At 44.6% G+C, this 26419-nt stretch carries 30 protein-coding genes and 2 pseudogenes; 17 read left to right on the top strand and 15 right to left on the bottom strand.

Going from position 1 to position 26419, the window contains the following annotated elements; translation table 11 throughout:
- Window positions 1-389 precede the first annotated feature (389 nt).
- Window positions 390-704: a DUF2973 domain-containing protein gene (locus IQ257_RS21645; RefSeq protein ID WP_193876410.1), complete on the bottom strand. Its 315-nt coding sequence runs from the start codon at window positions 702-704 to the stop codon at window positions 390-392.
- A 117-nt stretch (window positions 705-821) separates the two neighbouring features.
- Window positions 822-1187, bottom strand: a complete 366-nt coding sequence (locus tag IQ257_RS21640) for a DUF2605 domain-containing protein (RefSeq protein WP_193876408.1) — start codon at window positions 1185-1187, stop codon at window positions 822-824.
- Between the two features lie 262 nt (window positions 1188-1449).
- Here IQ257_RS21640 and thrS point away from each other — a divergent pair, with 262 nt between their 5' ends.
- The 7 genes and pseudogenes from thrS (at window position 1450) to IQ257_RS21610 (ending at window position 6808) form a co-directional block, all read left to right on the top strand.
- Window positions 1450-3294, top strand: a complete 1845-nt coding sequence (thrS, locus tag IQ257_RS21635) for a threonine--tRNA ligase (protein ID WP_193876405.1) — start codon at window positions 1450-1452, stop codon at window positions 3292-3294.
- Between the two features lie 157 nt (window positions 3295-3451).
- Window positions 3452-3976 carry a DUF421 domain-containing protein gene (locus IQ257_RS21630; RefSeq protein ID WP_193876403.1) on the top strand — a complete coding sequence of 175 codons (525 nt, stop codon included), beginning with the start codon at window positions 3452-3454 and terminating at the stop codon, window positions 3974-3976.
- A gap of 65 nt (window positions 3977-4041) precedes the next feature.
- On the top strand, window positions 4042-4290 hold the full coding sequence (locus IQ257_RS31635) for a hypothetical protein (RefSeq protein ID WP_369076444.1): 249 nt from the start codon (window positions 4042-4044) through the stop codon (window positions 4288-4290).
- A gap of 154 nt (window positions 4291-4444) precedes the next feature.
- Window positions 4445-4711: a type II toxin-antitoxin system Phd/YefM family antitoxin gene (locus tag IQ257_RS21625; RefSeq protein WP_193876401.1), complete on the top strand. Its 267-nt coding sequence runs from the start codon at window positions 4445-4447 to the stop codon at window positions 4709-4711.
- Window positions 4712-4720: 9 nt separating this feature from the next.
- A pseudogene (locus tag IQ257_RS21620) lies at window positions 4721-4978 on the top strand (Txe/YoeB family addiction module toxin); the annotation flags it as partial.
- Window positions 4979-4990: 12 nt separating this feature from the next.
- On the top strand, window positions 4991-5182 hold the full coding sequence (locus IQ257_RS21615) for a hypothetical protein (protein ID WP_193876399.1): 192 nt from the start codon (window positions 4991-4993) through the stop codon (window positions 5180-5182).
- A gap of 60 nt (window positions 5183-5242) precedes the next feature.
- Window positions 5243-6808 carry a hypothetical protein gene (locus IQ257_RS21610; protein ID WP_193876397.1) on the top strand — a complete coding sequence of 522 codons (1566 nt, stop codon included), beginning with the start codon at window positions 5243-5245 and terminating at the stop codon, window positions 6806-6808.
- Between the two features lie 33 nt (window positions 6809-6841).
- Here the strand turns inward: IQ257_RS21610 and IQ257_RS21605 are convergent, their stop codons facing one another.
- The 3 genes from IQ257_RS21605 to IQ257_RS21595 form a co-directional block, all read right to left on the bottom strand.
- Complete coding sequence (locus tag IQ257_RS21605) at window positions 6842-7570, bottom strand: TIGR02391 family protein (RefSeq protein WP_193876395.1); 729 nt, start codon at window positions 7568-7570, stop codon at window positions 6842-6844.
- Window positions 7571-7574: 4 nt separating this feature from the next.
- Entirely contained in the window at window positions 7575-8075 is a 501-nt protein-coding gene (locus IQ257_RS21600) for a DUF29 domain-containing protein (RefSeq protein ID WP_193876393.1), read from the bottom strand.
- Between the two features lie 83 nt (window positions 8076-8158).
- Window positions 8159-8659 carry a DUF29 domain-containing protein gene (locus IQ257_RS21595; RefSeq protein WP_193876391.1) on the bottom strand — a complete coding sequence of 167 codons (501 nt, stop codon included), beginning with the start codon at window positions 8657-8659 and terminating at the stop codon, window positions 8159-8161.
- Between the two features lie 832 nt (window positions 8660-9491).
- On the opposite strand from IQ257_RS21595, the gene IQ257_RS21590 reads away from it, so the two are divergent.
- On the top strand, window positions 9492-10349 hold the full coding sequence (locus IQ257_RS21590; protein WP_193876389.1) for an Npun_R2479 family HD domain-containing metalloprotein: 858 nt from the start codon (window positions 9492-9494) through the stop codon (window positions 10347-10349).
- A 162-nt stretch (window positions 10350-10511) separates the two neighbouring features.
- On the opposite strand, the gene IQ257_RS21585 is transcribed toward IQ257_RS21590, so the two are convergent.
- From IQ257_RS21585 to IQ257_RS31630, 6 genes and pseudogenes are all read right to left on the bottom strand, one after another.
- Window positions 10512-11036, bottom strand: coding sequence for a pentapeptide repeat-containing protein (locus IQ257_RS21585; RefSeq protein ID WP_193876387.1), 525 nt, complete (start codon window positions 11034-11036; stop codon window positions 10512-10514).
- 568 nt (window positions 11037-11604) lie between these two features.
- The gene (thrB, locus tag IQ257_RS21580) at window positions 11605-12564 is read right to left on the bottom strand and encodes a homoserine kinase (RefSeq protein ID WP_193876385.1); all 960 of its coding nucleotides are present in this window, start codon (window positions 12562-12564) and stop codon (window positions 11605-11607) included.
- Window positions 12565-12707: 143 nt separating this feature from the next.
- The gene (locus IQ257_RS21575) at window positions 12708-13337 is read right to left on the bottom strand and encodes a restriction endonuclease subunit R (RefSeq protein ID WP_193876383.1); all 630 of its coding nucleotides are present in this window, start codon (window positions 13335-13337) and stop codon (window positions 12708-12710) included.
- Window positions 13307-13495 carry a hypothetical protein gene (locus IQ257_RS21570; RefSeq protein WP_193876381.1) on the bottom strand — a complete coding sequence of 63 codons (189 nt, stop codon included), beginning with the start codon at window positions 13493-13495 and terminating at the stop codon, window positions 13307-13309. The genes IQ257_RS21575 and IQ257_RS21570 overlap by 31 nt, the downstream gene beginning before the upstream one ends.
- 26 nt (window positions 13496-13521) lie before the next feature.
- The gene (locus IQ257_RS21565) at window positions 13522-14073 is read right to left on the bottom strand and encodes a Uma2 family endonuclease (protein WP_193876379.1); all 552 of its coding nucleotides are present in this window, start codon (window positions 14071-14073) and stop codon (window positions 13522-13524) included.
- 244 nt (window positions 14074-14317) lie between these two features.
- Window positions 14318-14557: pseudogene (locus IQ257_RS31630) on the bottom strand (hypothetical protein); the annotation flags it as partial.
- A gap of 382 nt (window positions 14558-14939) precedes the next feature.
- On the opposite strand from IQ257_RS31630, the gene leuC reads away from it, so the two are divergent.
- The 7 genes from leuC (at window position 14940) to IQ257_RS21530 (ending at window position 19110) form a co-directional block, all read left to right on the top strand.
- Entirely contained in the window at window positions 14940-16343 is a 1404-nt protein-coding gene (gene leuC, locus IQ257_RS21555; RefSeq protein WP_193876375.1) for a 3-isopropylmalate dehydratase large subunit, read from the top strand.
- Between the two features lie 80 nt (window positions 16344-16423).
- Window positions 16424-16807, top strand: a complete 384-nt coding sequence (locus IQ257_RS21550) for a hypothetical protein (RefSeq protein ID WP_193876373.1) — start codon at window positions 16424-16426, stop codon at window positions 16805-16807.
- A 134-nt stretch (window positions 16808-16941) separates the two neighbouring features.
- A complete protein-coding gene (locus tag IQ257_RS30255) occupies window positions 16942-17139 on the top strand; it encodes an AAA family ATPase (protein WP_228060901.1) in 198 nt (65 codons plus the stop codon).
- Window positions 17140-17185: 46 nt separating this feature from the next.
- Complete coding sequence (locus tag IQ257_RS30250) at window positions 17186-17443, top strand: hypothetical protein (protein WP_228060900.1); 258 nt, start codon at window positions 17186-17188, stop codon at window positions 17441-17443.
- A complete protein-coding gene (locus IQ257_RS21540) occupies window positions 17433-18020 on the top strand; it encodes a hypothetical protein (RefSeq protein WP_193876371.1) in 588 nt (195 codons plus the stop codon). Before IQ257_RS30250 ends, IQ257_RS21540 begins: the two co-directional genes overlap by 11 nt.
- 57 nt (window positions 18021-18077) lie before the next feature.
- Window positions 18078-18890 carry a class I SAM-dependent methyltransferase gene (locus IQ257_RS21535; RefSeq protein WP_193876369.1) on the top strand — a complete coding sequence of 271 codons (813 nt, stop codon included), beginning with the start codon at window positions 18078-18080 and terminating at the stop codon, window positions 18888-18890.
- A gap of 64 nt (window positions 18891-18954) precedes the next feature.
- Window positions 18955-19110 carry a hypothetical protein gene (locus IQ257_RS21530; protein ID WP_193876367.1) on the top strand — a complete coding sequence of 52 codons (156 nt, stop codon included), beginning with the start codon at window positions 18955-18957 and terminating at the stop codon, window positions 19108-19110.
- Between the two features lie 26 nt (window positions 19111-19136).
- On the opposite strand, the gene IQ257_RS21525 is transcribed toward IQ257_RS21530, so the two are convergent.
- The 4 genes from IQ257_RS21525 to IQ257_RS21510 form a co-directional block, all read right to left on the bottom strand.
- On the bottom strand, window positions 19137-19322 hold the full coding sequence (locus IQ257_RS21525) for a hypothetical protein (protein ID WP_193876365.1): 186 nt from the start codon (window positions 19320-19322) through the stop codon (window positions 19137-19139).
- Window positions 19323-19447: 125 nt separating this feature from the next.
- On the bottom strand, window positions 19448-21385 hold the full coding sequence (locus tag IQ257_RS21520; RefSeq protein ID WP_228060899.1) for an iron uptake porin: 1938 nt from the start codon (window positions 21383-21385) through the stop codon (window positions 19448-19450).
- Window positions 21386-21669: 284 nt separating this feature from the next.
- Window positions 21670-22476, bottom strand: coding sequence for a hypothetical protein (locus tag IQ257_RS21515; protein ID WP_193876363.1), 807 nt, complete (start codon window positions 22474-22476; stop codon window positions 21670-21672).
- Between the two features lie 99 nt (window positions 22477-22575).
- Window positions 22576-23580 carry a multicopper oxidase domain-containing protein gene (locus IQ257_RS21510; RefSeq protein WP_193876361.1) on the bottom strand — a complete coding sequence of 335 codons (1005 nt, stop codon included), beginning with the start codon at window positions 23578-23580 and terminating at the stop codon, window positions 22576-22578.
- A 373-nt stretch (window positions 23581-23953) separates the two neighbouring features.
- On the opposite strand from IQ257_RS21510, the gene purH reads away from it, so the two are divergent.
- Together purH and pyrF are read left to right on the top strand one after the other, a co-directional pair.
- The gene (gene purH, locus IQ257_RS21505; protein WP_193876358.1) at window positions 23954-25513 is read left to right on the top strand and encodes a bifunctional phosphoribosylaminoimidazolecarboxamide formyltransferase/IMP cyclohydrolase; all 1560 of its coding nucleotides are present in this window, start codon (window positions 23954-23956) and stop codon (window positions 25511-25513) included.
- Between the two features lie 75 nt (window positions 25514-25588).
- On the top strand, window positions 25589-26311 hold the full coding sequence (gene pyrF / locus IQ257_RS21500) for an orotidine-5'-phosphate decarboxylase (protein WP_193876356.1): 723 nt from the start codon (window positions 25589-25591) through the stop codon (window positions 26309-26311).
- Window positions 26312-26419 lie beyond the last annotated feature (108 nt).

Genomic DNA, 26419 nt, shown 5'->3' with positions numbered 1-26419 from the left:
GAGAAAAACTACTCCCTTGTCCCCTTGTCCAAGCTATTCATCTAGTTTTGTCATGAATTTTGACGAATAGGGGGTGACACCCCCCATACCATCACGCTATAGTGTGATGTAGTAGATGCACCCTGATAATCAAGAGAGCCGCTTAGGTGACTCTCTTTTTTGTTTTTATGAACTCTATATAGCCTTTTTCAAATGTATGAGGTACAACCAATGCTTGCCCAGTAAGGGTTTCATCTCTAAAAATGTACCTCACGCAAGCGAGAACCGCTATAGCACTTTTCAGACATCCTTTCAAATGTAAAATAAGGGAAAAGCTAAAATCACTCTCCCCTTTTAAGTTTCCTCTTACAGTCAGTAGGAACTGAATGATTTAATTTAGCCGTCACGAACTAAAGTTCTTCCTGTTTATCAACTCCGATACCGGGAGAAGAATTGTACAAGGCATCTAACTGAGAACGAGCATCTTCAACAGTTATTGAACGCATTACCAATAGCGGTTCGTTAGTTGGGTTGCCACTATTATCCAACAGCTCTGGGTGAGGTACAGAATACCCGTGGGAGCGAGACATCCCAAAGGGTGTTCTACCTGCTGGTGAGTAACGGTGTTGAGACTCAATGCTCAACGTGAACAAGCTGCGAATCAAATTCCCAATTGCCAGAAACGCGATAACCGTAAAGGCAACCACATACAGTAGGTGTAACATGGCATAATCCTCCAGATTCAAATAGTTGTCTCTAAGTCTCTTGTCTTAGATTTTGGTAAAGAAATTACTTTTTTATGGGTAGTCAGTTCAGCTTATCAAAAGTAGACAGAGATGTGATCACTCATTGGGTTTAACGTTGTCATCTCCTGATATTTCCGGTGCTGGTGCCGCAGAAGTCCCAGAGCGCCACCGCATCCCAACCTGCCAACACTCATGGAGCAACCGATGCCATGGTAAGAGCGTAGCGGTTTCGATGCCGACTTGACCGTTGGTAGCCTGAAACAGCATCTGAGCAGTGCTAACTTCCTTTTGGGCAAGCTGTACTCGCTCAAGTAAGTCTGATTGTTGGTCTTGGCTCAAAAAGGTAATATCTTCAGATTCTAATAAAGAGCGCGATCGCGCAAACCAATATTGGAAATCTTCTAAAAGCGGTTCCAGTATTGCCTTAAGCAATTCGGGTTCAGGTGATTGAGATTGAGGCATGAATTTAAAACCGATTATTGTTCCAAACCTTTAAGCTTTATCTTACCTCTTGTTACACTTCTTTACAATCTTAGCGGTTTCGTTAACAATCCGGCGACCTGCATCGGTTAAATAACGTGGGTATCATGGAAAGAGGAGTAGGGAATAGGGAGTAAGAAAGCTGCAAAATAGAATTTCTCTCCCACTTCCAGGAGAGGGGTGAAACCCCTACCTATCTCTACTGCTTTTTAGTTAATTCTTATCTGCCTCCAAACTTAGCTCAATGGAACAGTCGCCGATGTCGAACGCAGAAGCTCCAGAACAGCTTGAAAAAGTGAAGCTGCCCCGCACTAGTGAATCCGAATCTTTGAAAAAAATTCGCCATACAACCTCCCACGTCATGGCGATGGCGGTGCAGAAGCTCTTTCGGGATGCCCAAGTGACTATCGGACCTTGGACTGAGACGGGTTTTTACTACGACTTCGACAAGCCTGAACCCTTTACGGAGCAAGACCTGAAGGCGATTAGAAAAGAGATGATCAAAATCATCAATCGCAAGTTGCCCGTAATTCGGGAACAGGTAAGTCGAGAGGACGCCGAGCGCCGCATTAAGGATATTAAAGAACCCTACAAACTGGAAATCCTAGAAGGACTAGAAGACCCGATTACGATTTACCACCTCGGTGATCAGTGGTGGGATTTGTGTGCCGGTCCCCATCTGGAAAGCACAGCAGACTTACACCCCAAAGCATTTGACTTGGAAAGTGTTGCCGGTGCTTACTGGCGGGGCGATGCGACCAAAGCCCAGCTCCAGCGCATTTACGGAACGGCATGGGAAACACCAGAACAGCTTGCAGAATACAAGCGCCGTAAAGAAGAAGCCCTTAAACGCGACCATCGCAAGCTGGGTAAAGAACTGGGACTGTTTATCTTTTCCGACCTGGTGGGACCGGGACTGCCCCTGTGGACGCCCAAAGGAGCAGTATTGCGCTCTCTCCTCGAAGATTTCCTAAAGCAGGAACAGCTCAAACGCGGCTATCTGCCTGTTGTCACCCCCCACATCGCCAGAGTGGATTTATTTAAAACCTCTGGTCATTGGCAGAAATATAAAGAGGATATGTTCCCCATGATGCCGACGGGTGAGGAGGAAACGGCAGCAGAACAGGGCTTTGTCCTCAAGCCGATGAACTGCCCCTTCCACATCCAAATTTACAAGAACGAGTTGCGCTCCTACCGGGATTTGCCAATGCGTCTTGCTGAATTTGGTACAGTCTACCGCTATGAGCAATCGGGGGAACTGGGGGGATTAACGCGGGTACGCGGTTTTACTCAGGATGACTCCCATTTATTTGTCACGCCAGAACAGCTTGAGGCGGAATTTTTGAGTGTGGTTGATTTAACCCTGTCCGTGTTCAAGACGTTGAATCTCTCTAACTTTAAAGCACGCTTGAGTTTCCGTGACCCGAACTCAGATAAGTACATTGGCTCTGAGGAAGCGTGGAACAAGGCAGAAAATGCCATTCGCCACGCGGTAGAAACCATGGGAATGGAACACTTTGAAGGTATTGGAGAAGCGGCTTTCTATGGTCCAAAACTCGACTTTATCTTCCAAGATGCCCTAGAGCGTGAGTGGCAATTGGGTACGGTACAGGTAGATTACAACTTACCAGAGCGGTTTGACTTGGAATATGTTGCAGAAGACGGCACTCGTCAGCGTCCGGTAATGATTCACCGTGCGCCTTTTGGTTCCCTGGAACGGCTGGTTGGGATTTTAATTGAGGAGTATGCGGGAGACTTCCCCTTCTGGTTAGCGCCAGTCCAAGCGCGATTGCTGCCAATTAGTGACGCGCAGTTACCCTTTGCCAAAGAAGTCGCTGCGAAAATGCGATCGCTCGGCGTTCGGGTAGAAGTTGATACCAGTGGCGATCGCTTGCCTAAAATGGTTCGCAATGGCGAGAAGGAAAAAATTCCGGTTATGGGAGTTGTAGGGGCAAAGGAAGTAGAATCCGACAGCCTCAGCATTCGCACCCGTACAGCCGGAAAACAGTCTCAAGATTTAGGAGCTATTCCTGTAGCTCTGGTGTTAGAGAAGATGGAAAGAGCGATCGCTAACCGTGAAAATTTCTGAATTCGTAGGGTGGGTATTGCCCACCTTATTTGTTATGGGGAATGGGGAATGGGGAATGATGATTTAGAGCGATGCACAAATACTATCGCAGATAGAGTATTAAACCCCTGCAAATGCAGTAGGGTTAGGCGTTAATCTAAATTCGCAGAGTTAAGTAATGATATTTTTTGACGACTGGGCGGGAATTTTACGCATTGCAATTACCGCACCCATTGTTTATGTAGCCGTAATCCTCTTCATTCGGCTTTTTGGGAAGCGCTCAACCTCAAAGATGAATAACTTCGACTGGATCGTTACAATAGCGATTGGATCGATAGTTGGCTCAATGATTGTGTTGAAGAATGTTGTCATTGTTGAAGGGTTAGAAGCTATTATCCTCCTCCTTGCCTTGCAGTATGTAGTCACAAAGCTTTCTCTGGTTGTGCCTGGTGTTTCCCAATTCGTTCGAGCAACTCCGAGTGTATTATTCTTTCGAGGCGAGTTTCAGCAAAAAATAATGCAAGCTGAACGAGTCACTCGTGAGGAGATTGTTGCCGCCATCCGGGAGTCTGGACATAGCAAGTTAGATCAAGTTGAAGCAGTTATCCTGGAGAGCGATGCAAATCTCAGTGTCATTCCCAGACAGGGGGAAAGCTTCCCGGAAACGCTCAAAGGTTTAGCCGGAGTAGAGTCTCTCAGATAGTCTTGTGTGCGATCGCTTATCGATACCAAATACCTCTTATTTCTTTACGACGGGTTAAGCAAGACATGGCAGATGATCTGCGGTTAGAATATGATTTAAAGAGTCTACGAGTCAGAAAGTTAAACTCTGGACGGAAGAGTTTTGGTAAAACAACTGTACGCTTAGAGCCTGATGTTGCAGAGATGTTTCCTAATGCTGATGCAGTTAATGAGGCTCTACGGTTTCTGATCAGGGTTATGCAAGAAAATCAAGCTGTTGCTCCCAAAATGCAGCCTAGTACTTCGTTGGAGCGAACGGACGAAAGCCCAAAATGATTGAGTTCAAGGTTGCTTGACACCGCTCAAGTGTGTCGTTAGCTGTTGAGTGCGATCTGCTGTAAGCAGCAGCGCTAGCGTCACGTCTAGCTCTCGTTAATCGCTCATAATAGATGAAAGTGTAATTAGTTTAAGCGTTACTCAGTTGGTGGCTATGATTCCTATTAATGAAGCCAAACAGCGATTGCAAGATTTGATCGATGCCGTTAGTCAATCCCATCAGCCGATTGTAATTACTTCCCAAAGCAGCAATGCGATTTTACTGTCTGAAGCAGATTGGTTGGCGATTCAGGAGACGCTTTATCTACTTTCGATACCAGGAATGCGGGAATCGATTCGTGCTGGTTTGGCGACTCCGATTGAAGAATGCGAGACGCTCGAAGACTCGCTAACGCTACGCTATCGGGAGTTGGAGTGGTGACGAAAGCAACTTGTCTACACAAAACAGGCTCAGAAGGATGCAAAGAAGCTGGCTCAAAGTAACTTACGAGACAAGGCGCAAGCACTACTCGATATCATTGTCATTGAAATCAATCCATTTCAGAATCCCCCGCCCTATGAAAAGCTGGTGGGTGATTTAGCTGGTGCTTACTCGCGGCGCATCAATATCCAGCATCGTCTTGTGTATGAAGTGATTGAGTCAGAGGATACGGTGAAGATTTTGCGGATGTGGACTCATTATGAGTAGTTTTTTTACGACATGACTGAAGGTGCGATCGCTATCCTCGCCTACGCTAAAGTGCGATCGCGCAATTTGGCGTTGATGTTGGACGGGAGTCAATACTGCTCGGTTAAGAAGAGAGTTGCTCTTAAAAGCAGGGGAGCTGAGGAAGCTGGGGAAGCTGGGGGAGAGGAATTAGGGCTTATCCGAGCAGTATTGGGACGGGAGTAGATGTTGGGTTTCCTGGCATCAACCCAACTTACAGTGAGCTGAGTAGTAATTGAGACGGAGATGATGCTTGATTTTGATGAAATTCTAGTCAATGTTAAAAATCCACAGGTTAAAAAGTATCTAGAAGAATCGATTAAAAGCTATCGAGTTGGCAACTATCGCAGTGCCATTCTTGCGGTATGGATCGCAACAATGTTCGATCTCGTCAAAAAATTTGAAATTCTGGTAGATCAACGTGAATCCACTGCAATCAGTAAGTGGAACAACCTAAAACCTAAAATTGAAGATCACAAAAACTGGGAGATGGAGCTGATTCATGCAGCCAAAGCTGTTGCCATGATTAGCCGCTACGAAGCAGATACCCTAGAGGCACTTAGCAAAACCAGAAACCGCTATGCTCACCCTTCATTTGATGATGTAGGAACTTTGTTCGATCCAACTCCTGAAGAAGTTCGCTATTTTATCAGAACACTCTATGACATTGTGTTGTCTCAACCTGCTCAATTGGGTGCATTCTACGTTAATCAGTTACTCGAAGCGATAAAAAGTCCTACTTTTTTTTCTACTCGACTGTTTGCGGATGAATTGGTGTCAGCCAAAAATGATGTAAGCGAGAAGATAAGCCGAATCAACCAAAAACAAATACCGCGACTCATCAAAGAACTTTTCCAAGCTCTCAATTCTCCCAGCAGCAGCGAACACGAACTTAACATCCTTTGCTTTGTGATCAATTTGTGGGGGACTCAAGCTGAATTACAACTGCCGATTGAAATCTCGGCATACTGGGATGACTACATTTCTGATAAAGGACTAAGCATCAGGGCTTTAGAAGCCATTTTGAATTACCCAGAATGTCTCAATGAACTTTCTGAGCGATCGCAACAAGCAATTGACACATTCCTTAGACCCGAGTTCCTCGACTTCCTGATGTTAGGAATCTCCCGTAAATTTTTCCAAAAGTTTTTAGCATATGCTGATATTGTTCCTCTTGCGAAATTCCTTCTAGATGATGTTTTAAATGAGATTTCCATTAATGAAGCAATGCAGCGTAGCGGACACTTTGAAGATGTGTTGGGTGACAAATATGGGGAGATATTTGGTCAAGCAATTTTCAATGAAACAAGACAGATTTTGTTAACCTGCGATGGTTATAAGGTCAATCCTGCTCTCTCAGCTCTCCGTAAGTGTGGGATTTGGAAGATAGCAAGCACTCTTTCCTTAACAGAGCAAGAAAGCTTTGCAAATGAGTTAATTAACTCACTTAACTCGAATAATTGGGAAACAATGGACTTATTGAAATTCAATAATCGGCAAGATATTCCTATTAAGTTGATTAAATTAATGCTTGAGCAATGGTCAGACAAAATACAAACTGATTCTCTAATTAAAATTAATTACTTAGAACACTATTTGGCGTTAGTTGAACGTTACACAACTGAGCTTGGTACTTATGTAAGATTAGAAGAGGTACTTAAAATCCTTATAGCCATAATTAAGGACAATCCTGATGCTCTAGAACGTATTTCAAAGTTAAGTTCTAATGAATCACTATGGACATTTTGGCGAAAGTTACTAACAGAGTATCGAGAGGTAATTGTATCAACTCCGCTTGAAGAAATGATTTAGCAGTGCGATCACACTGTAATCTTTACCTGCCGCCTATCGCAAATCCTCTAACTTTTTCAGTAAAAGGTTTACAAATATAATAAAAGCTCCTCCTTCTTCTGGAGTTGGATCGACCAGACGATGGGCAGAAGGATTACGAAAAGCACCAACAATTCCTGCATACAGATCTCGATATCCCTGCCTCTCAGCATCAACTGAAAATTTGGATGCTAGAGTACCCTTGTTACTAAAAACATTATTGACGAGAGCTAGACCAACACAATTAGCATCTGATATACCGCCAACATCTCTCAGGCGATCTTCTAAAATGACTCCCACTGTACGTACCGCAGAATCCCATAGCTTTGGCTCAACACTTCCAGCACCTAAAATCGGTAAGCATCGCTGTTTCAACTGCTCATCTAGATTAGTGATATCTGCTAATGGCGTTACTAGATTAGTGATATCTGCCAATGGCGTTAGATGCTTAACAAAAGATGTGTCTGGGACATTGAAGTTGTTATCCACAGCATCAAAGGCTTTACCAGTGAGAGTGCATCGCCGATCATTTCCTAAATCTTCGCGCCAAAGCAAACCCTCAGCATGAAGTACCTCTATAGCTCCTTTTTTTATCTCTGGCAGTGGTTCCTCTCCACTGTAACCAGAAATGGACGGACCCTGCAAAAGCCAAGAGATTATAAATTCTTCAGATAGGTGTCCTTGATTGACCTGCTGGACGAACCATCCTAGAAGAACTTTTTGGCTATTCGTCAAGTTATACATACATCTACTCCAATTCCCCAACAAACTCACTCGCTTCCCCAGGATAAAAACGATCGCCTAAAATTTCCGTCAAACTGTAGGGACACATCTCCGGAAAAGTTTCCTCTGGTAAGTCAGTTTCTCCCATTGCTAAATCTCTGCCATTCTCGTAGGCTTCTGCTAGTGCATCCTCAAGGTAAGGTTTTAGACTGGGATTCTCTTCAAGCAGTTCGGACACATCCAGACGCTGCACCCGAATTGTTGCCAACCAACTACGGCTACGGTGTTGCGATTGGTACTCCCATTTCACTAAATGACTAATCAACACACTCAACCGATTTCGCAGTTCCTGACGTTGCTGTTTCCCCAACGATTCAATCTCCTCAATCAAATTGAGCAAGTCAACTTCACTCCACTGATGTTTGCCAAGTAAAGATGCTTGTTCAATCGTCCAGGCGTAGAAATCGGTTTCATAGAGGCTTGATACAGGTGTTGCTGTCTGGGGGTTCGTTTCCGGCACAGGCATGGGTAATTTTCCAACCTCAATGTCTCTAGTGTAGAACTGCTCAATCAACCCACCCGTCTATTCTTCCTCATCCCTAGCGTCATTTACTCCAATTCATTAACCAACTCACTTGCTTCCCCAGGATAAAAGCTGTTGTCTAAAATTTCCGTCAGACTATAGGGACACGTCTTCGGAAAAGTTTCCTCGGGCAAATCAGTTTCCCCCATTGCTAAATCTCTGCCATTCTCGTAGGCTTCTGCTAGTGCATCCTCAAGGTAAGGTTTTAGGCTGGGGTTGTCTTTCAGTAATCGTAACGTATCACGACGCTGCACCCGAATTGTTGCCAGCCAACTACGGCTACGGTGTTGCGATTGGTACTCCCATTTGAGTAAATGACCAATCAACACACTCAACCGATTTCGCAGTTCCTGACGTTGCTGTTTTCCCAACGATTCAATCTCCTCAATCAAATTGAGCAAGTCAACTTCACTCCACTGATGTTTGCGGAGTAAGGACGCTTGTTCAATCGTCCAGGCGTAGAAATCGGTTTCATAGAGGCTTGATACAGGTGTTGCTGTCTGGGGGTTCGTTTCCGGCACAGGCATGGGTAATTTTCCAACCTCAATGTCTCTAGTGTAAAACTGCTCAATAAACCCACCCGTCTATTCTTCCTCATCCCTAGCGTCATTGATGCGATCGCTATCCTCGCCAACGGTGAAATGCGATCGCTTTGTATGGATTTTGGAAACAAAACAGCAAGCGCTGGTAGTTTAGTTTAGATCCCCGACTTCTCCAAGAAGTCGGGGATCTCGCCTTCAAATTGCGATCGCTAACTTGTAACCCATTTTTCTACATACTCCGGATTTTTAGGATAAATATCTTCATGATATGATTGAAATTTTCCTTGAAATTTTAAGCAAAACTTTAGTTTCAAGTTTTGAACAATCCTGTGACTCACTACCTCTACACTTGCTTATCTGATGTGGCTTGATCTGTCTGTTTTTAAATTATTTTCTTCTGTGAAGATTCATGCTGACACCTCCTCCTTGGCAGTGTATTTCTATTCAGCCTATCAAAGCAGATGTGCTGCTTTTTAAATTGGCATAATCTAACCTGAGTTTTTATGGATTTTTATGAGATAACAAGAAAGAAGGAATGAGCTTTCATTAGTTTTGGGAGAGTTTAACATCCTTAGTAGATTATTATAAATTCAATATTTTTTTAAATTTATAAAAAAATAAACTTTTCGGGAGTGTTTCTGGTTTTTATTTCATGAACTGTAAAGGAAAGTAGTGGTAGGTGTTCCAAACAAACCTAGGGACAGTGACAATGATAAATTCATTAGCCTTCGGGGTGTTCACAAGAGATGGTTTGTACAGTTAACTCGGTTGAGTTGCTCGAATTCAGCTACTGAAGATTTTGTTAGGTGGAGGAGCGATGTTGAGCTTTACAGAGGTGATGATTCGTAACTGTGTTGAGCGCTTGCAAGCTGCTTACTGCCAGACTTACGGGAATGTCAAGCCAGACTATGCCGAACTCATTGGCTGGGTTGCAAATGTGGCGTTAGGACAGATTGCCAACAGCGATGCCCTCTATCACAATGTTGAACATACGATTTTGGTAACGTTAGTAGGTCAGGAAGTTCTGCGGGGCAAGCAAATTTGCGAAGGTTGCATTTCTTGCGAAGACTGGTTGCACTCAATCATCTCGTGGTTGTGCCACGACATCGGCTATGTTCGGGGTATCTGTCAGGATGACCGAAAAGACCAGCGATTGTATGCAATCGGATTAGAGAGAATGATGATCGCACTGCCTCAAGAGGCAACAGACGCCAGCCTGACACCTTATCATGTAGACCGGGGAAAGCTCTTTATCAAAGAGTATTTTGGCTCTCACCCGTTGATTAATGTGGATGTGGTGAAGTGCAATATTGAACTGACCCGTTTCCCAGTGCCAGCAAATGACTATTATAAGGATACAGAGAACTATCCTGGATTAACTCGTGCAGCCGATTTAATCGGTCAACTCAGCGACCTCCGCTACTTGAAAAAAATTCCAGCTTTATTCTACGAGTTTAAAGAAACGGGTGCAAATAAGACCTTGGGCTATCGCAATCCTGGCGATTTGCGTAGGAACTTCCCATACTTTTATCGGAATGTCGTCTTTAAGTACATCCAACCCGCTTTGAACTACTTAAAAGTGACAGAAGCTGGTCAGCAGATTATTGCTAATCTCCACGCCAACGTGTTTCAGGTAGAACAGGAGAACAGAACGAATACTGTAATGGTCAGGTAATGATTGCTCTCTGATAGGCAATTTGTCCGGTCATGATTTTTGCGATCGCTTCTAGGGGGACTTATTTTTCACGGGAAGTATTGAAACCGAGTTGATAGGGGAGATAGGGGAGGAGCCGAAAGTTGCTCCGGGTAAAGACAGGTACTCCTTTCATGTCAGGAATTAAATTCTAGAAATAATGGCTCCCTTGAGAATAGCTCCACTGAGGTTGGCACCATTAAGGTTAGCATCGCTCAGATCACTATTTCTAAGGATAGCTCCCTTGAGGTTAGCACCATAAAGATTGGCACCCGTCAAGTTAGACCCACTGAGATTGGCACCCGCTAGGTCAGACCCACTGAGGTTAGCACCTGTTAAGTCGGCATTTCTGAGAAAAACTTCGATAAGGTTAGCCCTAATCAGGATAGCTCCTCGCAGATTCGTCATGTGACAGATAGCCTCACAGAGGTTAGCCTCACAGAGGTTAGCCTCACAGAGGTTAGCCCTACTGAGGTTAGCCCGACACAGGTTGAATCCTCTGAGATTCAATTCTCTAAGGTTAGAGCCACTGAGGTCAACTCTACTAAAGCTAACTTTAAGAAAGTCAGCCTCCTTCGAGTTTTGATCTAAACCTATACTTTCTAATCTCCACCTATTCCAATTATCTGCTCCTTGTTTTAGTAAAACCATATCTTTCGTATTTGCCACCTAGTAGCACTCCTTCATTTCAACTATGTCTTATTCACTGGATTGGTTACTATCTGCATTGGACTTATCTTGTCGTTCCATGCAGACGAATATGGCTTTTGTGTGGAGTATTAAACGGGAAAAAATGCTCTCAATTAATTAGCTAAATTTGCTGTAGAAAAGCAAAAATCTTAATCTTCTTATCCTACATACATGGCTTTCATCTATCACTTTAACAAAACTTAAAAACATTGCCGAGTACATACTATCAGGAATACTTATGAAAAGGATAAAAAAATTCTGTGCTGCGGTACGAGAACCGATAAAATCGGCATCTTATACCTTCATCGGCAGGAATCTACCCCTCTGTAAGTTCCTACAAGGGCAAAATTGAGTGTTTACCGTTCTAGTTGTGAATTCGTGCAAGCAGCAAAGCATCCTGTACAAGTAAAGGGAGTCGCGTCAAAACAATATCCCACCGGGATAGGCTCCATCAGGGATATCATTACTTTAGCGATTGGTACGTTAGTTAAGCGCAAACCCCAAAGCATCCCTACAGCGATAGGAATTGAACCGATGCTTTGATGTCCTAAGTTGAAGATTCGATGACGCTTCTGGTTCCTTGGGAATCAAGGGAGAGCGATCGCGTTTGGGCTGTAATACCCCTCTGCTTCCAAGTTTCTGCCATTGCTACGGCAACGGCTTCTGCTTGCATCAAATCGACTAAGGCGATTAAAGTAGGTCCAGCCCCACTAATCGCCATCCCATAAGCCCCAGCTTTTAGGGCTGCTGAATGAACCGACTCATAACCAGGAATCAAGGCTTGTCGGTAAGGCTGGTGTAACTTGTCTTGTAAGGCAGTACGCAACCAGTCTCCCCGCCCCGTTTCCAACCCCCGTAACAGCAAACCGAGATGAGCGATATTAAAAATCGCATCAGCGCGACTGACTTGTGGGGGGAGAACGTTTCGCGCTTCTTGGGTTGAAAGTTCAAAATCTGGAATAGCGATAACTGGCACGATGTCCCCATGCCAGGGAATGTCACAGATATCCCATACCTTTAAAACATCCTCACCACTTGCTGCCAAACGGCACCCCCCCAGCAGCGCAGGCACAACATTATCCGGGTGTCCTTCGATAGCGATCGCCAGTTTCATCACCTCCAGAGGATCTAAAGGCTCCCCTGCTAGCAAGTTAGCACCAATCAGTCCACCCACAATTGCTGTTGCTGAACTTCCCAACCCTCTTGCCAATGGCACGTTTAATTTTATCTCAATCTGTACCGGTGGGGGGACATAGCCCAGATACTGGTATAACTTCAGAAAAGCTTGGTAGGCAAGGTTGCTTTCATCAGTCTTGACTCGACTGGCTTCTAAACCAGAGACGATAATTTTGAATTCTCCTTTCTCTGACTCTGCTGTATCAGGACTGAGGCGGGTGAACGTAAACTGATTGTACAGGGTCAAGGCTGCCCCAATGCAGTCAAAACCCGGTCCTAAATTAGCTGTTGTGCCTGGAACAGTAACGGTGACGGTGGAAGGAACAGACATCCGCGAGGATCAGTGTAAGTAAAGTGGACTTACATCACTTAACCTTATCTGGTGACTTACAGCAAGAGAGAGGTTGATATTAAGCTGGTTCATGGGCGCGATCGCTTTCTTGAAGCCAGTAGCAATTTGAGGAAGTGCGATCGCTACCTGGTTGCCAACTCAGCAAAGCCTTTCAAAATCCTGAATACAGGGTATAGCTCATTCTCTGTCCGATACAAAGAGAATTCTGTTGAAAATGCATACTGGGGTAACTCACTTCGTAAGAGTTTGATGAAGATAAAATGACTGCCATTGGTAACTAATCCAAAGGTGGCTTGTTCAGCCTCAGGATTTGCCATCATGTAAAACAAGGTTTTGGCTGTTGCATCCTTGAGGGAAAACCCAGCTTGCTTTGACTCAATAACAGCCACCCAAACTAATTTCTGTAATAGCAGAATATCAATTTGTCCCCAAACAGTTCTCTCCCTATCCTCTACTTGCACATCTACTCGTTTTTCCAATACTGGACGAAGGGGAGGACGGTAAAATCCTGCTAACGATAGCAGGGGCGATAAAATCACCATTTTTACCAAGTCCTCTAACATCGGGTATTTGTTGAGATAAATAAATTCTGTTTTCACCCGATCTAGAGTTTGTATTTCTGACTCACTCAACTCTGGCAAGTCATTCTGGCACTCACGGAAGAAAGTCGGCTCGTCTAGCACTTGCCGGAGATTGAATTGATCTTCTACTTGTGAGAGTGTTAGTTCACTTGCTTGGATAAGTTGAGCCATTGCTGCTGAGTAGATTTGCTGTTGTATTCCCAGTAAAAGAGGAGGTTGAGGACGTGCGATCGCTTTAAACTTTTTTCATTTTTCATTGAGCAGCCGCTAAAACTGTTACATGACTTCGGCTGCTGACACAGCAATCGGCAATTTAGAGCTTCTTTCATAATTTTATGTCTAATAAAGCTAGGTTTCAAGCTAATAATTCAGCTACCGCCACACTAAATCCTGTTAACACCGTCTGACTAGTGATAACTTCATCTGTATTAAACAACTGCCACCGATTTTGACTATTGAGTAGAATCAATCGACTCTCAGGAAACAGCAGCCACACTTCCTGACAACCTGATTCTAAATACTCCTGAGATTTAGCAAATAATTCTTCAGCACTATCATCGGGAGATGCCACTTCTGCAATTAGCGAGAAACTCTGGGGAAGAATGGTAAAGTTATTGCCAAACTGTTCTAGAAGTTCAGCAGTGATATAAGCCACATCAGGACGGCGCGCCTGCTTATTCGTGCGGCAAAGTGTTTCTACACAAATTTCTCCCCCTTGTCCGCTAGAGACAATATAATCTCCCCAGTAACGGATTAGCTTACCTTGAGCCAGACCATGCTTAAACGTCATCCCTGTTTTCTCAATCACTTTGCCATCCACCCATTCGGTGTGTTCAGGGGGATTAGCGATAAAGTCTTCTAAAGAGAAGAATTGTACATCATTGGGTGTAGTGAGGGAAGTAACCATTGAATTGATTGAAATAAATAACGGTTTACAGGAACTGAATCCAGGTTTGTTGATAGGTTTAAATCATTCAAATAGATAGTTAATTATTTTGTCTGAGCTTTTCGGGTATTAATAAAATTTGTTTGTGCAGGATAGGAAATGGTCACTTATAATGGAATGGCACTGACTTAAGGATGGTAGGCACTGCCCACCCTACGAATTTTCAAGGCTTTCAGCTATCATTTGAGGCTTATTTCAGTCCCATTCACTTATAATGAAGTGCCACATGGTGACATATCTTTACTGCTGAATGATAGGCATTAACTGCATCACTTAACTCAACAGGCTCATCATATCTCACACTTGGGCTACATTGGACATCCTTTACAAGTGAGCGATTTAATGGAGGTAAGCCAAGACGTTCAGCTTGATCCAAGAGATTATTTAGAATGTGTATCTTTGGCGGATTTTTTCCTTTCAATTGAATAAACCCCTTTACAGTTTTTTCTACGGCTTGTAATGATGACCATTTCGATTTCTTCCACTAACCTGTCGAACGGTTCTTTGTCATTGATAATCTCGTGCAATGAAGATGCCTCGCTCATAATTCAAGAGTTATACCTAACAATAAAATCTATACCAATCTAACAAAGGTTACTGCTCAGGTAAAACACCAACATTTACTCTTTGAGGTAAGTAGTTGTAGCTTTAGTCTAGCAGAATGCAGTTCAGCGATAGGATAACCCAGTTTAGAGATTAATCTTGGCTTATTCCAGGATTGAGGCTCTACTCACTTAGGTACGAGGAACGCGATCGCTTTACAATAGAATATTCAAGCATCTAACCGAACGACCTACCCTCAAATCAAGCACCACTGCCTTCTAACGATGAGCGAGAGAACACTATTCGATAAAGTTTGGGACTACCATACCGTCGGCACTCTGCCTTCCGGTCAAACACAACTATTTGTTGGTTTACACTTAATCCACGAAGTCACTAGTCCCCAAGCCTTTGGGATGCTGCGGGAGAGGGGACTGAAGGTGCTGTATCCCGATCGCACTATTGCTACCGTCGATCATATCGTTCCCACCGATAACCAAGCTCGTCCTTTTGTCGATGTGCTGGCAGAAGAGATGATGCAATCCTTGGAGGAAAGCTGTAAGGACTATGGCATCCGCTTTTATAATATCGGGTCGGGCAATCAGGGCATTGTCCATGTCATTGCACCGGAACAGGGGTTAACTCAACCCGGAATGACGATAGCTTGCGGCGATTCCCATACCTCAACTCACGGTGCCTTTGGTGCGATCGCATTTGGCATCGGTACGTCTCAAGTCCGGGATGTGTTAGCATCCCAAACTTTAGCACTATCTAAGCTCAAAGTTCGCAAAATTGAAGTGAATGGCAAATTGCCTGCCGGCGTTTATGCCAAAGATGTAATACTCCATATCATCCGTACCCTCGGCGTGAAAGGTGGTGTTGGCTATGCTTATGAATTTGCAGGCACTACCTTTGAACAGATGAGCATGGAAGAACGCATGACCGTCTGCAATATGTCCATCGAAGGCGGTGCCAGATGTGGCTATATTAACCCGGATGAGGTAACGTTTGAATACCTTAAAAGTAAAGATTTTGCGCCTAAAAGTGCAGAGTGGGATAAAGCTGTGGAATGGTGGACGAGTATCCGCTCAGATGAGGATGCTATCTATGATGATGTCGTTATCTTTGATGCAGAAGAGATTGCACCGACAGTAACGTGGGGTATTACTCCAGGACAGGGAATTGCCGTTAATGAAGTGATTCCTACACCGGATACTTTAGCAGAAAGTGAAAGAGCGATCGCCCAAGAAGCTTACCACTATATGCAACTCACCCCAGGAACGCCAATTCAAGGCACAAAAGTGGATGTCTGCTTTGTCGGTAGCTGCACCAACGGACGACTCAGTGACTTGCGAGAAGCGGCTAAATTTGCTAAAGGACGGCGAGTTGCTGAAGGGGTGAAGGCGTTTGTTGTTCCTGGTTCGGAACGGGTGAAAAAAGAAGCCGAAGTGGAAGGACTCGATAAAATCTTTACCGAAGCGGGGTTTGAGTGGCGTGAACCGGGATGTTCTATGTGTCTGGCGATGAATCCCGACAAACTCCAAGGCGATCAAATTAGTGCATCTTCGTCTAACCGCAATTTTAAAGGGCGTCAGGGTTCAGCAACTGGCAGAACCTTGCTAATGAGTCCAGCAATGGTAGTGGCGGCGGCGGTTAAGGGTAAAGTTTCTGATGTAAGAGAGTTGTTGTAGTCGTGCGAAATCGGTTCACTTGAGGGTGTAGAAGTCTATAGTACAAAAGTTCTTTAACGTTCTGCAACGGAGGGAAACTCATGAACTTGAAAGCTATAGCACTGGCTACCATTCTCGGTTTTTCTGCACCTGCGATCGCCGATTTGACTCTCAACACTCCCGTCGTCGCCCAATCCAATGCGCCCATAGGTATGTACAGCGATGGCGAATGGTCTGTCAGTATTGACTACTACGAAAACGCTCTCAGCTACTATGGAACTAACCTGAGAACAGGGGATTCCTTGACTTTGCAAGGTGCGAGAGTTTCAGGTACTCCTCAGCGTCGAATTTATACCTGGACTAATGGTGATTTTCGGTATCAAGTGGCATGGCAACCCCGCGATCCGGGAGCTATTCGCGTCCAAGTGTTCAATGGAAGAGGACAAGAAATTTTGAATCGTCTTCTCTATGGAAACTATGACTAATTAGCAGTAGAGGACGTTATCGGCGTGTAACGGACAACTCCTAATGGGTGGGTTACGGCGTTAAGAGTAATAATTCGCGCCCAACCCACTCTACCATTTTGTAGTAACATTCCTGATAGACAAGGAGCAAGCTTATGTTAAAAAGAATTTATATTGATAACTTTAGATGTCTCGTCAACTTTGAAATAAAGTTTGAGAATAATATTAGCCTTTTTCTGGGAGCAAATGGTTCCGGCAAGACTACGGTGTTCACAGCGTTACAGAAACTGAGATACTTCATTGTGGAAAGGTTGCAAGTTCATCAAATTTTTCCAGGAACAGACTTAACCTGATGGGAAAATCGCTTGATCCAAAAATTTGAATTAGACATTCAAGGAAATGAATTATCTAGCTTTACCAGAAATACAGCCTTGGCTTCGTACACTTTTCGATAAGTGTTCGGGTACGGATAGCCACGGACAAGCAATCCTAATTTCTCATCACCCTGCACTCATTAACTATTTGGCTAGCAGTTCAGGTTATTGGTTCGAGAAAGCAAATGATGGAATCATACGCTTAAAACCTATTACAGATAAACAAGATACAGGATTATCCCTTGCCAAACTAATCGAACTTGGATGGATTTATGACGAGTAGAGAGCAAACACCAGAAGTGGTTATCTTATGTGAAGATATTGCCCACGAACGATTTATAAGACAGTATCTTATCTGCTGCGAATTTGAAGATCGAAAAATCAAAGACTTTGGTAATCCTAAAGGAAGAAAACTAAACAATAATAATGATTTCGTTATCAAACACTATGCACCGCTCGTCAAGAGCTACAGGAGCAAAAATTTTCAAAATCGTGCTGTAGTGGTGATGATTGATGCAGATAATAATAGTATAAGTAATATAATTCGATCGCTCAATATAGCCTTAGACGAGGAGGAAGGTAAGCTAAACCAAGAACTCCGGTTGCCTAATAAAAAAATCGCTATTTTTGTACCAGCTAGAAATATTGAAACCTGGTTCTATTATATTAATATTGATCAGAATTGTGATGAAACGACAGATTATAAAAATCATCCAGAAATCAGAAAAATGAATAGCATCGATCTGGCTCAAGCATCAGCGACCAAATTAGCCAGGGAGATATGTCCTAAAGGACTTTATAGTAATGCACTATCTTCTTTACACCATGCTTGTAGTGAGTTACGAAGACTGCTATATTAATGACCTAAAAAAAGTATATGCAGAAGTATTATTCTTAATCCACAATAAACCAATTTCATGACCCAGCCGACCAGTCTCAACGAATATAAACAAGAAATCAGGGCAGTGTACGATGCCCGAACGAATTATGACAACGATTTTACCTACCGCCGAGCAATTCCTCTGGTTGAATTGGCGCAACTGCAACCAGGACAACAGGTTCTAGATATCGCAACGGGAACCGCTATTGTCGCAATAGCTGCTGCTGAAAAAGTTGGTTCTAAAGGTAAAGTCATCGGTGTTGATTTTTCAACCAGTATGCTAAAGCAAGCACGACGCAAAATTGCAGCAACCGGGTTACAAAATATCGAACTGATTGAAGCGGATGCTGAAACGATTACCTTCGAGGATGAACAGTTTGATGCTATTTTTTGTGCCACTGCTATTGTGTTGCTCAGTGATATCCCGGCAGCGTTACGCAATTGGCATCGCTGGCTAAAATCGGGTGGAATTGTCGCTTTTTCCTGTTGGTCTACGACATCATTTTTTACACCTGTTATTATGAAAGTATGCGCGAAGTATGGCTTTGAATTGCCGAATCTTCATGAACTTTTGGGCAGTCCGGAAAAATGTTATACTTTTCTCCAAGAAATAGGATTTAAAAACATCGATATAAAAACCGAGCAATTTGGTAGTTATCTCAGTCTCGACGATGCCAAAAACTATTGGAAAGGCACATGGCTTTGTTCAAACGGTCATCCTCTGTTACACCTACCCAATGAGCAAATCGAGCAATTGAAAGCAGAATTCAAGGCAGAAGTTGAGAAGTTAGCCACATACCAAGGAATCTGGCATGATATTACAACGTTCTTTGTGATAGGTCGCAAGTAAAATTAATGAGTCAACTTAAAACAGTGTCAGGTCGGGGAGTTCCAGTTGACAGTGGGCTGCCAATATGACTTGGAAGGGCATTGCACCAATTGTGCATCACGTCGAAACCATCTATGATAAAGGCATTAAAGTCCTACCAACTGAGTTAGAACAGTACCATCCTTTCTGGCAGCGTTCTGAGGCATTGCCCAAATGGGATATCACGATTGTCCCCGGTTGATTAGTACCTTATTTTCTTGCAACTCCCTAAGCTTTGAATCCTCCTGGACTATTCCTAACTACCGCCTGCACATCCTGATTTTTGGTTGCCGCCTCTTTCAAATCATCAATCAGGAAACGCAAGTATAGCGGGAATCCACCCGTTGTCTCATCCAAGCTTTTAACAAATTCATGATCTTCTGCATAAGCAGCTAACTCGCTGCGATGAAACAATGTGACTCCGAAAAACTTTCTGCAAGTCAACTTAAGCCCAAAGGCTAAACCCTTGGGCTCTAGAAACTAAGTGCGGACTGGAAACATATAAAGAAACCCAGTTCTAGCACTCTTAGATTAAGGCTCTAAAAACTAAAGGTAGTTCGGATTGTACCAATCACCAGATCACTGTTATCACTATTATGGTCAGGCGCAGTAATCCAGATTACCCCAGGCGTAATGGCGATATTGTCTGTCACCTGATACTGATAAAATGCCTCAACGTGCAGGGACGTATCCTCATCTTCAAAAGTACCACCTCCAAAACGCTCAACACTAGAGCCAGTAACTTTCGGCTCCATCCCCACAATAATGCCTGCTAGATTACCCTCTTTACCCAAATCCGGGAAACCCAAAGTAACAGCCCAGTTCCAAATATCTAAATCACCTCGGTCTATTTGCCCGTTTAGAGTAGAAAGAGTAGTTGCCTGAGTATAGCCAGCCCAACCTCCGAGAACAAATCTATTGCTTAACCGCCACGATAACTCCACACCATAGGAATTGCTGGATGTAGGAACCAGTTCCTCATCACCAGTCGTTAAAGCGTCACTAAACGAGCGGAAATTAGAAAGTCGGCTACCTGTACCCGTATCCAGTTGATTGTAACCGTGAAGGTAGGTCAAGCCAATGTTGAGGCGCTCGAAGGGTTGGAATAAGACTTGGGCTAAAGCACTGTAAGGACCATTAAACAAACCATTATCTTCGGATGGCTCACTCGCCTCACCTGCCTGATATCCCACACTTAACTCTAAGCGATCGCTCAGTTGCGTGGTAATGCCAATCCCTGCATCTCCAAATGGGTAATAAATCGGGTTGCGAGTGCCAAACAGGGATACAGCACCTTCAGCACCATCTCCATCTAAGAGGTTAACGGTGCTAGCAAAGTCATCCGATGCCCCCCCACTCGCCGCAATCCATACATTTGTTTTTTCACCCACCGGAAACCGATAATATAAAACTTCCAGACCGACATCATTATCATCAGGCTGGGCAAAACCTATTTCGCCTTCAAACGTACCAGTCACCTCAGAGAATTCGGGAAAGTTGCCCGTTGCCAGTCGGGTGAATAGCAAATCTTCTCCCGTAAAACTCGTCAATAATTCCAGGCGCGTCCGATTGCCAAAAACTGGCACTTTATCAATATCATTCCCATCGGCATCTTCTCCGGTGATGACACTCCCCAATCCAAAAATCACTTGTCCTTCTAACTTAGTCGTAGTGGAAAACTGGTGATCTTCCAAAAACGCCACCCGCCCTTCTAAGTTATCCACCCGTGCTCCTAGGGTTGCCAGTTCCGCTTCAAATTCCTGAATTAACCGTCGCAGGGTTTCCAAATCGCCGCCGTCAACACCGCCATTGCCTGCAATCAAACGTTCAATTTGCTGCAAACAGGCATTCAAACCCGCCGCAAATTCATAGCGGGTTAAGGCTCGATTGCCCCGATAGGTGCCATCAGGATATCCGGCAATACAACCGTAGCGTTCAACGAGCGATCGCAATGCCTCATACGCCCAGTCTCCAGGCGAAACATCCCGTAACTGAGAGACATTGGTCACTTGGTCGAGAGAATTTGTGCTGCTTTCGTTACTGTAGCGGTTAATTTTTTCGATTAAACTAGAATCACCAGTATGATTGGGTATTTCTGCTACTTGTGCCAATTTTTCCGTTTGCTCAGTGCTGACTGGCACCTCCTCCTCATCTAAAGGCAGCACCAGCATTCCTACCTCTGCAAGCGTTCCTTCTATAAGTCCGGTGTCCGATATCACTGCTGGTTTTGATAGGATATCCGCAACTGAAGACTCACTGATTTTAGGCTGAGTGGCAATACTGCTCACATCAGGCAGCTCTAACCCCTTCTCATTTTCTCTAACCAGGGCAGAGGTATCCCTGTCCGGATTGGGTTGAGTCGTTGTAGCGACTGCTGGTACTGTAATTGCGATCGCACCCGCCCCCATCAAAAGTGCCATCCCCAAAACGGCTGAATGGCTTAACGGGGACTTTTCCACTGTTCTAGATAGTTCCATTTCCTCACACCTATTAGGTACTGTTCAGAATGATAATTTCCGAACCTTTTTCAAGACAATAATTTTATTGTCAAAAATCAGTAAACTTGACTATCCTCCCTCTAGGGATAGATGACGTGACCCGAATAGTTCTCAGTCTTTACCAGACGTGCCTCAAAAATCCGGATAGTCTCACAGATGGGTTTGGGCAAAAAAATCTAGCAGATATCCTTTAGAGCTACTCAAGGAACTCTAAAAAACAAATTATGCTGTAAGGCAGCCAACATGAGCTGTTGATGGCAGGCTTAGGTTGAGATTTTCTGGCTATTCTCCTCAATGGTTTTGATTAGCTTTGATACCTCATCAGGTGTCTTTACTGGATTATCGGGAGGGTTAACAGAGGGCCACGCTTGCTTGAGGTCTGTCAAGCTAGATTCAATCGCCTGATGAGCTTCGGGGTTTTCTTGGCTCACTTGGTCAGCTATAGTTTGATAAAGAGTGTCGGCGTAGATAACAAATCCCCGTGAGTCTTGATACTCTATAGCTTCAACTATTTTGCCATTTGCGATTGCCGCGTCGTACTCCTCGCCAGCAGTATCCAGCATTTCGTTAATCACATTGAGGACAAATTCAGGAGACTGGCGCTTATCGGCAGGTATTGCTGCAATCGCTTCATCAATTCCTTGTACAGCGGCATCGTATTGAGTCGTAACCTCAGAAGCACTGGGTTTAGATTTAACTAGATCGTGTAACTTGGTCAACGGGGTTTTGAATTCTTTAACATTGCGCTCCGGTAACTGTTTTTCTACCTCAGCATAAAGTTCTTCAACCGGATGACCGATGTGAGGCTCTGCTTGGTCGGGTTTCCCTTGCTCTAAGAGTTCCTGCGCCACCAACAGATGTCCTTTCATTAACCCCAGAGTGGTCATATAGTCAACATCTTGATTCTCATCGGTGGCAGTAGGTTTCTCTGCCGTGGTTTGGGTGGTATTCGTGGGAGAGGTGTTTGCCTCGGAAGTCACTTGGCTGGGAGTTTGGGTGTTACCACAGCTTGTTAGGGCAATCAGAGTAGCAGATACACCTATGAACGATAAAAAACGAATGGATGACATTATTCAGAATTATTTGCAACAAGTAAGGTTTAAATTCGCGGTTCTTAGTCTAATGCTATTGATAGTCTATTGCAATAATTAATCAAAAATAAATATTGCTCAACTGGGAATCACGTTAAACATTCCCATGCAGCCGTTTTCTGCGATCGCATCTTGGTGCGGATGGAACATATACTGACCGGGATAGGGGTAGGAAAATTCCAGGATATACCGCTCGGCAGTACCCATGGTAATCACATCGGTTTCTTCGGTGGGGGTTAGTGTCCGTCCTGTGCGATACACCTGGAACATCGTCGCGTGTAAATGAAAGGTTGCCGCCGCGTCAAACTCAATCATATTCAGGACGTACAGACGCACGAGCTGATTCTGGTAAATGGGGATAGGGTGAGTCATGTAGTAGTCAGGGAAACCATTAAAGGCATAAAGTTCGTTATGGTTATCGTTATTAATGTCATACCCCCCCATCACCAGAACCATCTCATCGGCGGGTGGACGCCCTTGGGGTGGATCGATGATAAACATCCCGTATAGCCCTTTGCTGATATGTCGTGTCACTGGGGCGATATGGCAGTGATAGAGATGGATACCGTAGGGTAGGGCGTCAAACTCGTAAAGGGTTTCCTTGCCGTTGCGTACAGCTTTCACCCCATCCATCTCAGAGGGGTGGGTGCCATGAAAGTGCATACTGTGGGAATGTCCGCCTTGGTTACGGAAAATAACACGGATGCGATCGCCCTCCGTCGCCCTTAAAGTCGGTCCGGGTACTCGATTATTAAAATTCCAACTCACAAAAGAAACTGCACTATTGAGCTGTAGTGTAGAATTTCCAGCAACCATCTCAAATTCCCGAATCTTGCGTCCGTTTTCATGCTTGATGGTGCCGTAATCAAAGTCTCGCAAGAGATCCATCGGGTTGAAGCTAGGCTCTGCTGTCAAAAGTGCTTTCTCTTCAATGGGGGGTATCTTAACCGATGGGGTTGATTTGTGAGTGAGCGATCGCAAAGCCAATACACCCCCTGTAACTCCGGTTCCGGCTAATCCCCATTTCAGTAATCGGCGGCGACTCCAAGGTTTAAACTTCGACTCTAGGGGTAGATGAGACATTTATAAATATTGGCAAAGCTTAATTGCAATCTCTTTCTAACTAATCCTGTATATTTTCTACTAAATGATAAAGTATTGCAACTATATTCTTGGTTATCACAGATAATATTGGTGCAGTTGGCTCCAAGGATTTGTTCTGTCCTCTCTGGTTTTTGAGCCTATGGCAGCCGACTACGCCGTTTCGTTGGATCTTGAGAACAGAGGCTTGCACAGGTTTCAGATGCTGTTGGCACGACCAAAGCGCGATACTCGCTTGGCTCCGTCCGGTTTTCGCCTATCGCCTCTCATTGACCAAAGGGCATTTTTTGTTCCAAATTAACTCAAACACTATATCCTGAAAAAGGTGCGATCGCAGGATTAAGGAATTGAGTTCATGGCACGTTTGGCACTGCTGAGTGTATCCGATAAAACCGGGTTAGTTGAGTTTGCCCGTCAACTGGTTGAAGAATTTGGCTTTGATTTAATCAGCAGCGGGGGAACTGCTAAAACCCTGCAAGCGGCAGGACTACCCGTTACCAAAGTTTCCGATTACACCGGATCTCCAGAAATTTTAGGCGGACGAGTCAAAACCCTACATCCCCGAATTCATGGTGGCATTTTGGGACGGCGCGATGTAGCGCAAGATGTGGCAGAAATGGAGGAACACCAGATTCGCCCCATTGATTTGGTGGTGGTAAACCTGTATCCCTTTGAACAAACCATTGCTAAACCAGATGTTACCTTATCAGAGGCTATCGAAACGATCGATATCGGCGGTCCAGCAATGCTAAGGGCATCGGCTAAAAATTATGCTCACCTAACAGTACTCTGCAATCCCAACCAATACGACGCTTACTTAGCTCAATTGCGCCACCATGAAAACGAACCTTCCCTAGAGTTCCGTCAAGCTTGTGCAATAGAGACATTCTCCCATACTGCAACCTACGACCAAGCGATCGCATCCTACTTATCTGATATAGCCGCAGCAGCAAACGCAGAAACCAATCAACCATCCCCTACCAATTTTTTCCTCGCCGGACAACTCCTTCAATCTCTACGGTACGGCGAGAACCCCCATCAACCCGCCTCTTGGTATCAAACTGGAACCGTTCCCACAGGTTGGACAGCAGCAACCAAACTTCAGGGAAAGGAACTGAGTTACAACAACTTAGTCGATTTAGAAGCAGCACGACGGATTATTACTGAGTTTGCCGACTCCCCAGCCGTCGTCATTATCAAGCATACCAATCCCTGCGGCGTGGCATTGGGGAAGACTTTATTTGAAGCTTACGAAAAAGCCTTCCACGCAGACTCGGTTTCCGCATTCGGTAGTATTGTCGCGCTGAATTACCCCATCGATCTTTCTACTGCAACGGCGTTAACCCAAACCTTTTTAGAATGTGTAGTCGCACCAGAGTGCGATTCAGATGCCAAAGAAATTCTCGCGGCAAAATCTAAGGTACGGGTTTTGCTGCTGCCAGATTTGCAAACAGGTTCCAAGCATACCGTAAAAGTCATTGCCGGGGGTTTGTTAGTGCAAGCTGCCGATGATATTGCCGAAACCCCCGATAACTGGCAGGTGGTGACGGAAAAACAACCGACACCTGATCAAATAGAGGAATTATTATTTGCTTGGAAGGTTGCCAAACACGTTAAATCTAATGCCATTGTCGTAACACGCGATCGCACTACTGTGGGAGTGGGTGCTGGGCAAATGAATCGCGTGGGTTCAGTAAAAATTGCTTTAGAACAAGCTGGGGAGAAAGCCAAGGGAGGTATTCTTGCCAGTGATGGATTTTTCCCCTTCGATGACTCGGTACGCACAGCCGCAGCAGCAGGGATTGAAGCGATCGTGCAACCGGGGGGAAGTTTGCGGGATAAAGATTCGATTCAGGCGGCAAATGAATTGGGTTTGGCGATGGTTTTCACAGGTGTGCGCCATTTCTTGCATTAGGCAAAAACCATTCAATGGAAGACCCAAATTTTCTAGAATTGTCAAGAATACGCCGTACCCAACAGCTCATTCTCCATGTCAATAGCAGAGCGCATTATCGTACCATTGGATGTTCCGACTCAGGCAGAAGCGATCGCCCTAGTAGAGCAGTTGCCCCAAGTCACCTTCTGGAAAATCGGGCTAGAGCTATTTGTCAGCACCGGATCTGAAATTCTGCACCTTCTCAAGAATCGCCAAAAGCGGATATTTCTTGACCTCAAGTTTCACGATATACCCAATACTGTCGCTGGGGCGGTACGAGCAGCCGCAGCTTATGGGGTGGATTTAATCACGATACACGGGGTTGTCGGTCGTGCTGCTCTGAAAGGAGCTGTAGCCGCCGTTGCTGAAAGTGCGAAAACCACAGGATATCCACCCCCAAACTTAATCGCTATTACCCTACTGACTAGTTTGAACTCGCGGGATTTAGCCTTTGATCTGAAAATTCCCGTTGAGTTGCCAGAATATGTCCTGCAAATGGCGCTATTGGCGCAAGAGACGGGGTTGAATGGAGTGGTTTGTTCACCCCAAGAGGTAGCGCAACTTCGGCAGGTTTGTGGCGATGATTTTCTCTTAGTATGTCCGGGAGTTCGACCGAGTTGGTCAGATACTGGCGATCAGCGGCGATCAATGACACCAGTAGATGCTATTAAAGCAGGTGCCGATTATCTGGTTATCGGGCGACCTATTACCGCTGCTCCTGATCCCGTTGCGGCTTGGGAAAGGATTTGTGAGGAGCTAGCAGCTATTAATGTTTAGTCTCAAGTTTCGGAAATGGCTGTTTGTGATCTGCTGGCTGGGATTACAGGTGTCGTTGCCTAGTTATGGAAAAGATATAGGGAGTAGGGAATGGGGAATGGGGAATGG

Origin of the sequence: Coleofasciculus sp. LEGE 07092, from assembly GCF_015207375.1 — a bacterium.
Classification (GTDB): Bacteria; Cyanobacteriota; Cyanobacteriia; order Cyanobacteriales; family Coleofasciculaceae; genus LEGE-07092.
The sequence above is the reverse complement of the archived record's forward strand: the minus strand, read 5'-3'. Positions and strand labels throughout refer to the sequence as shown.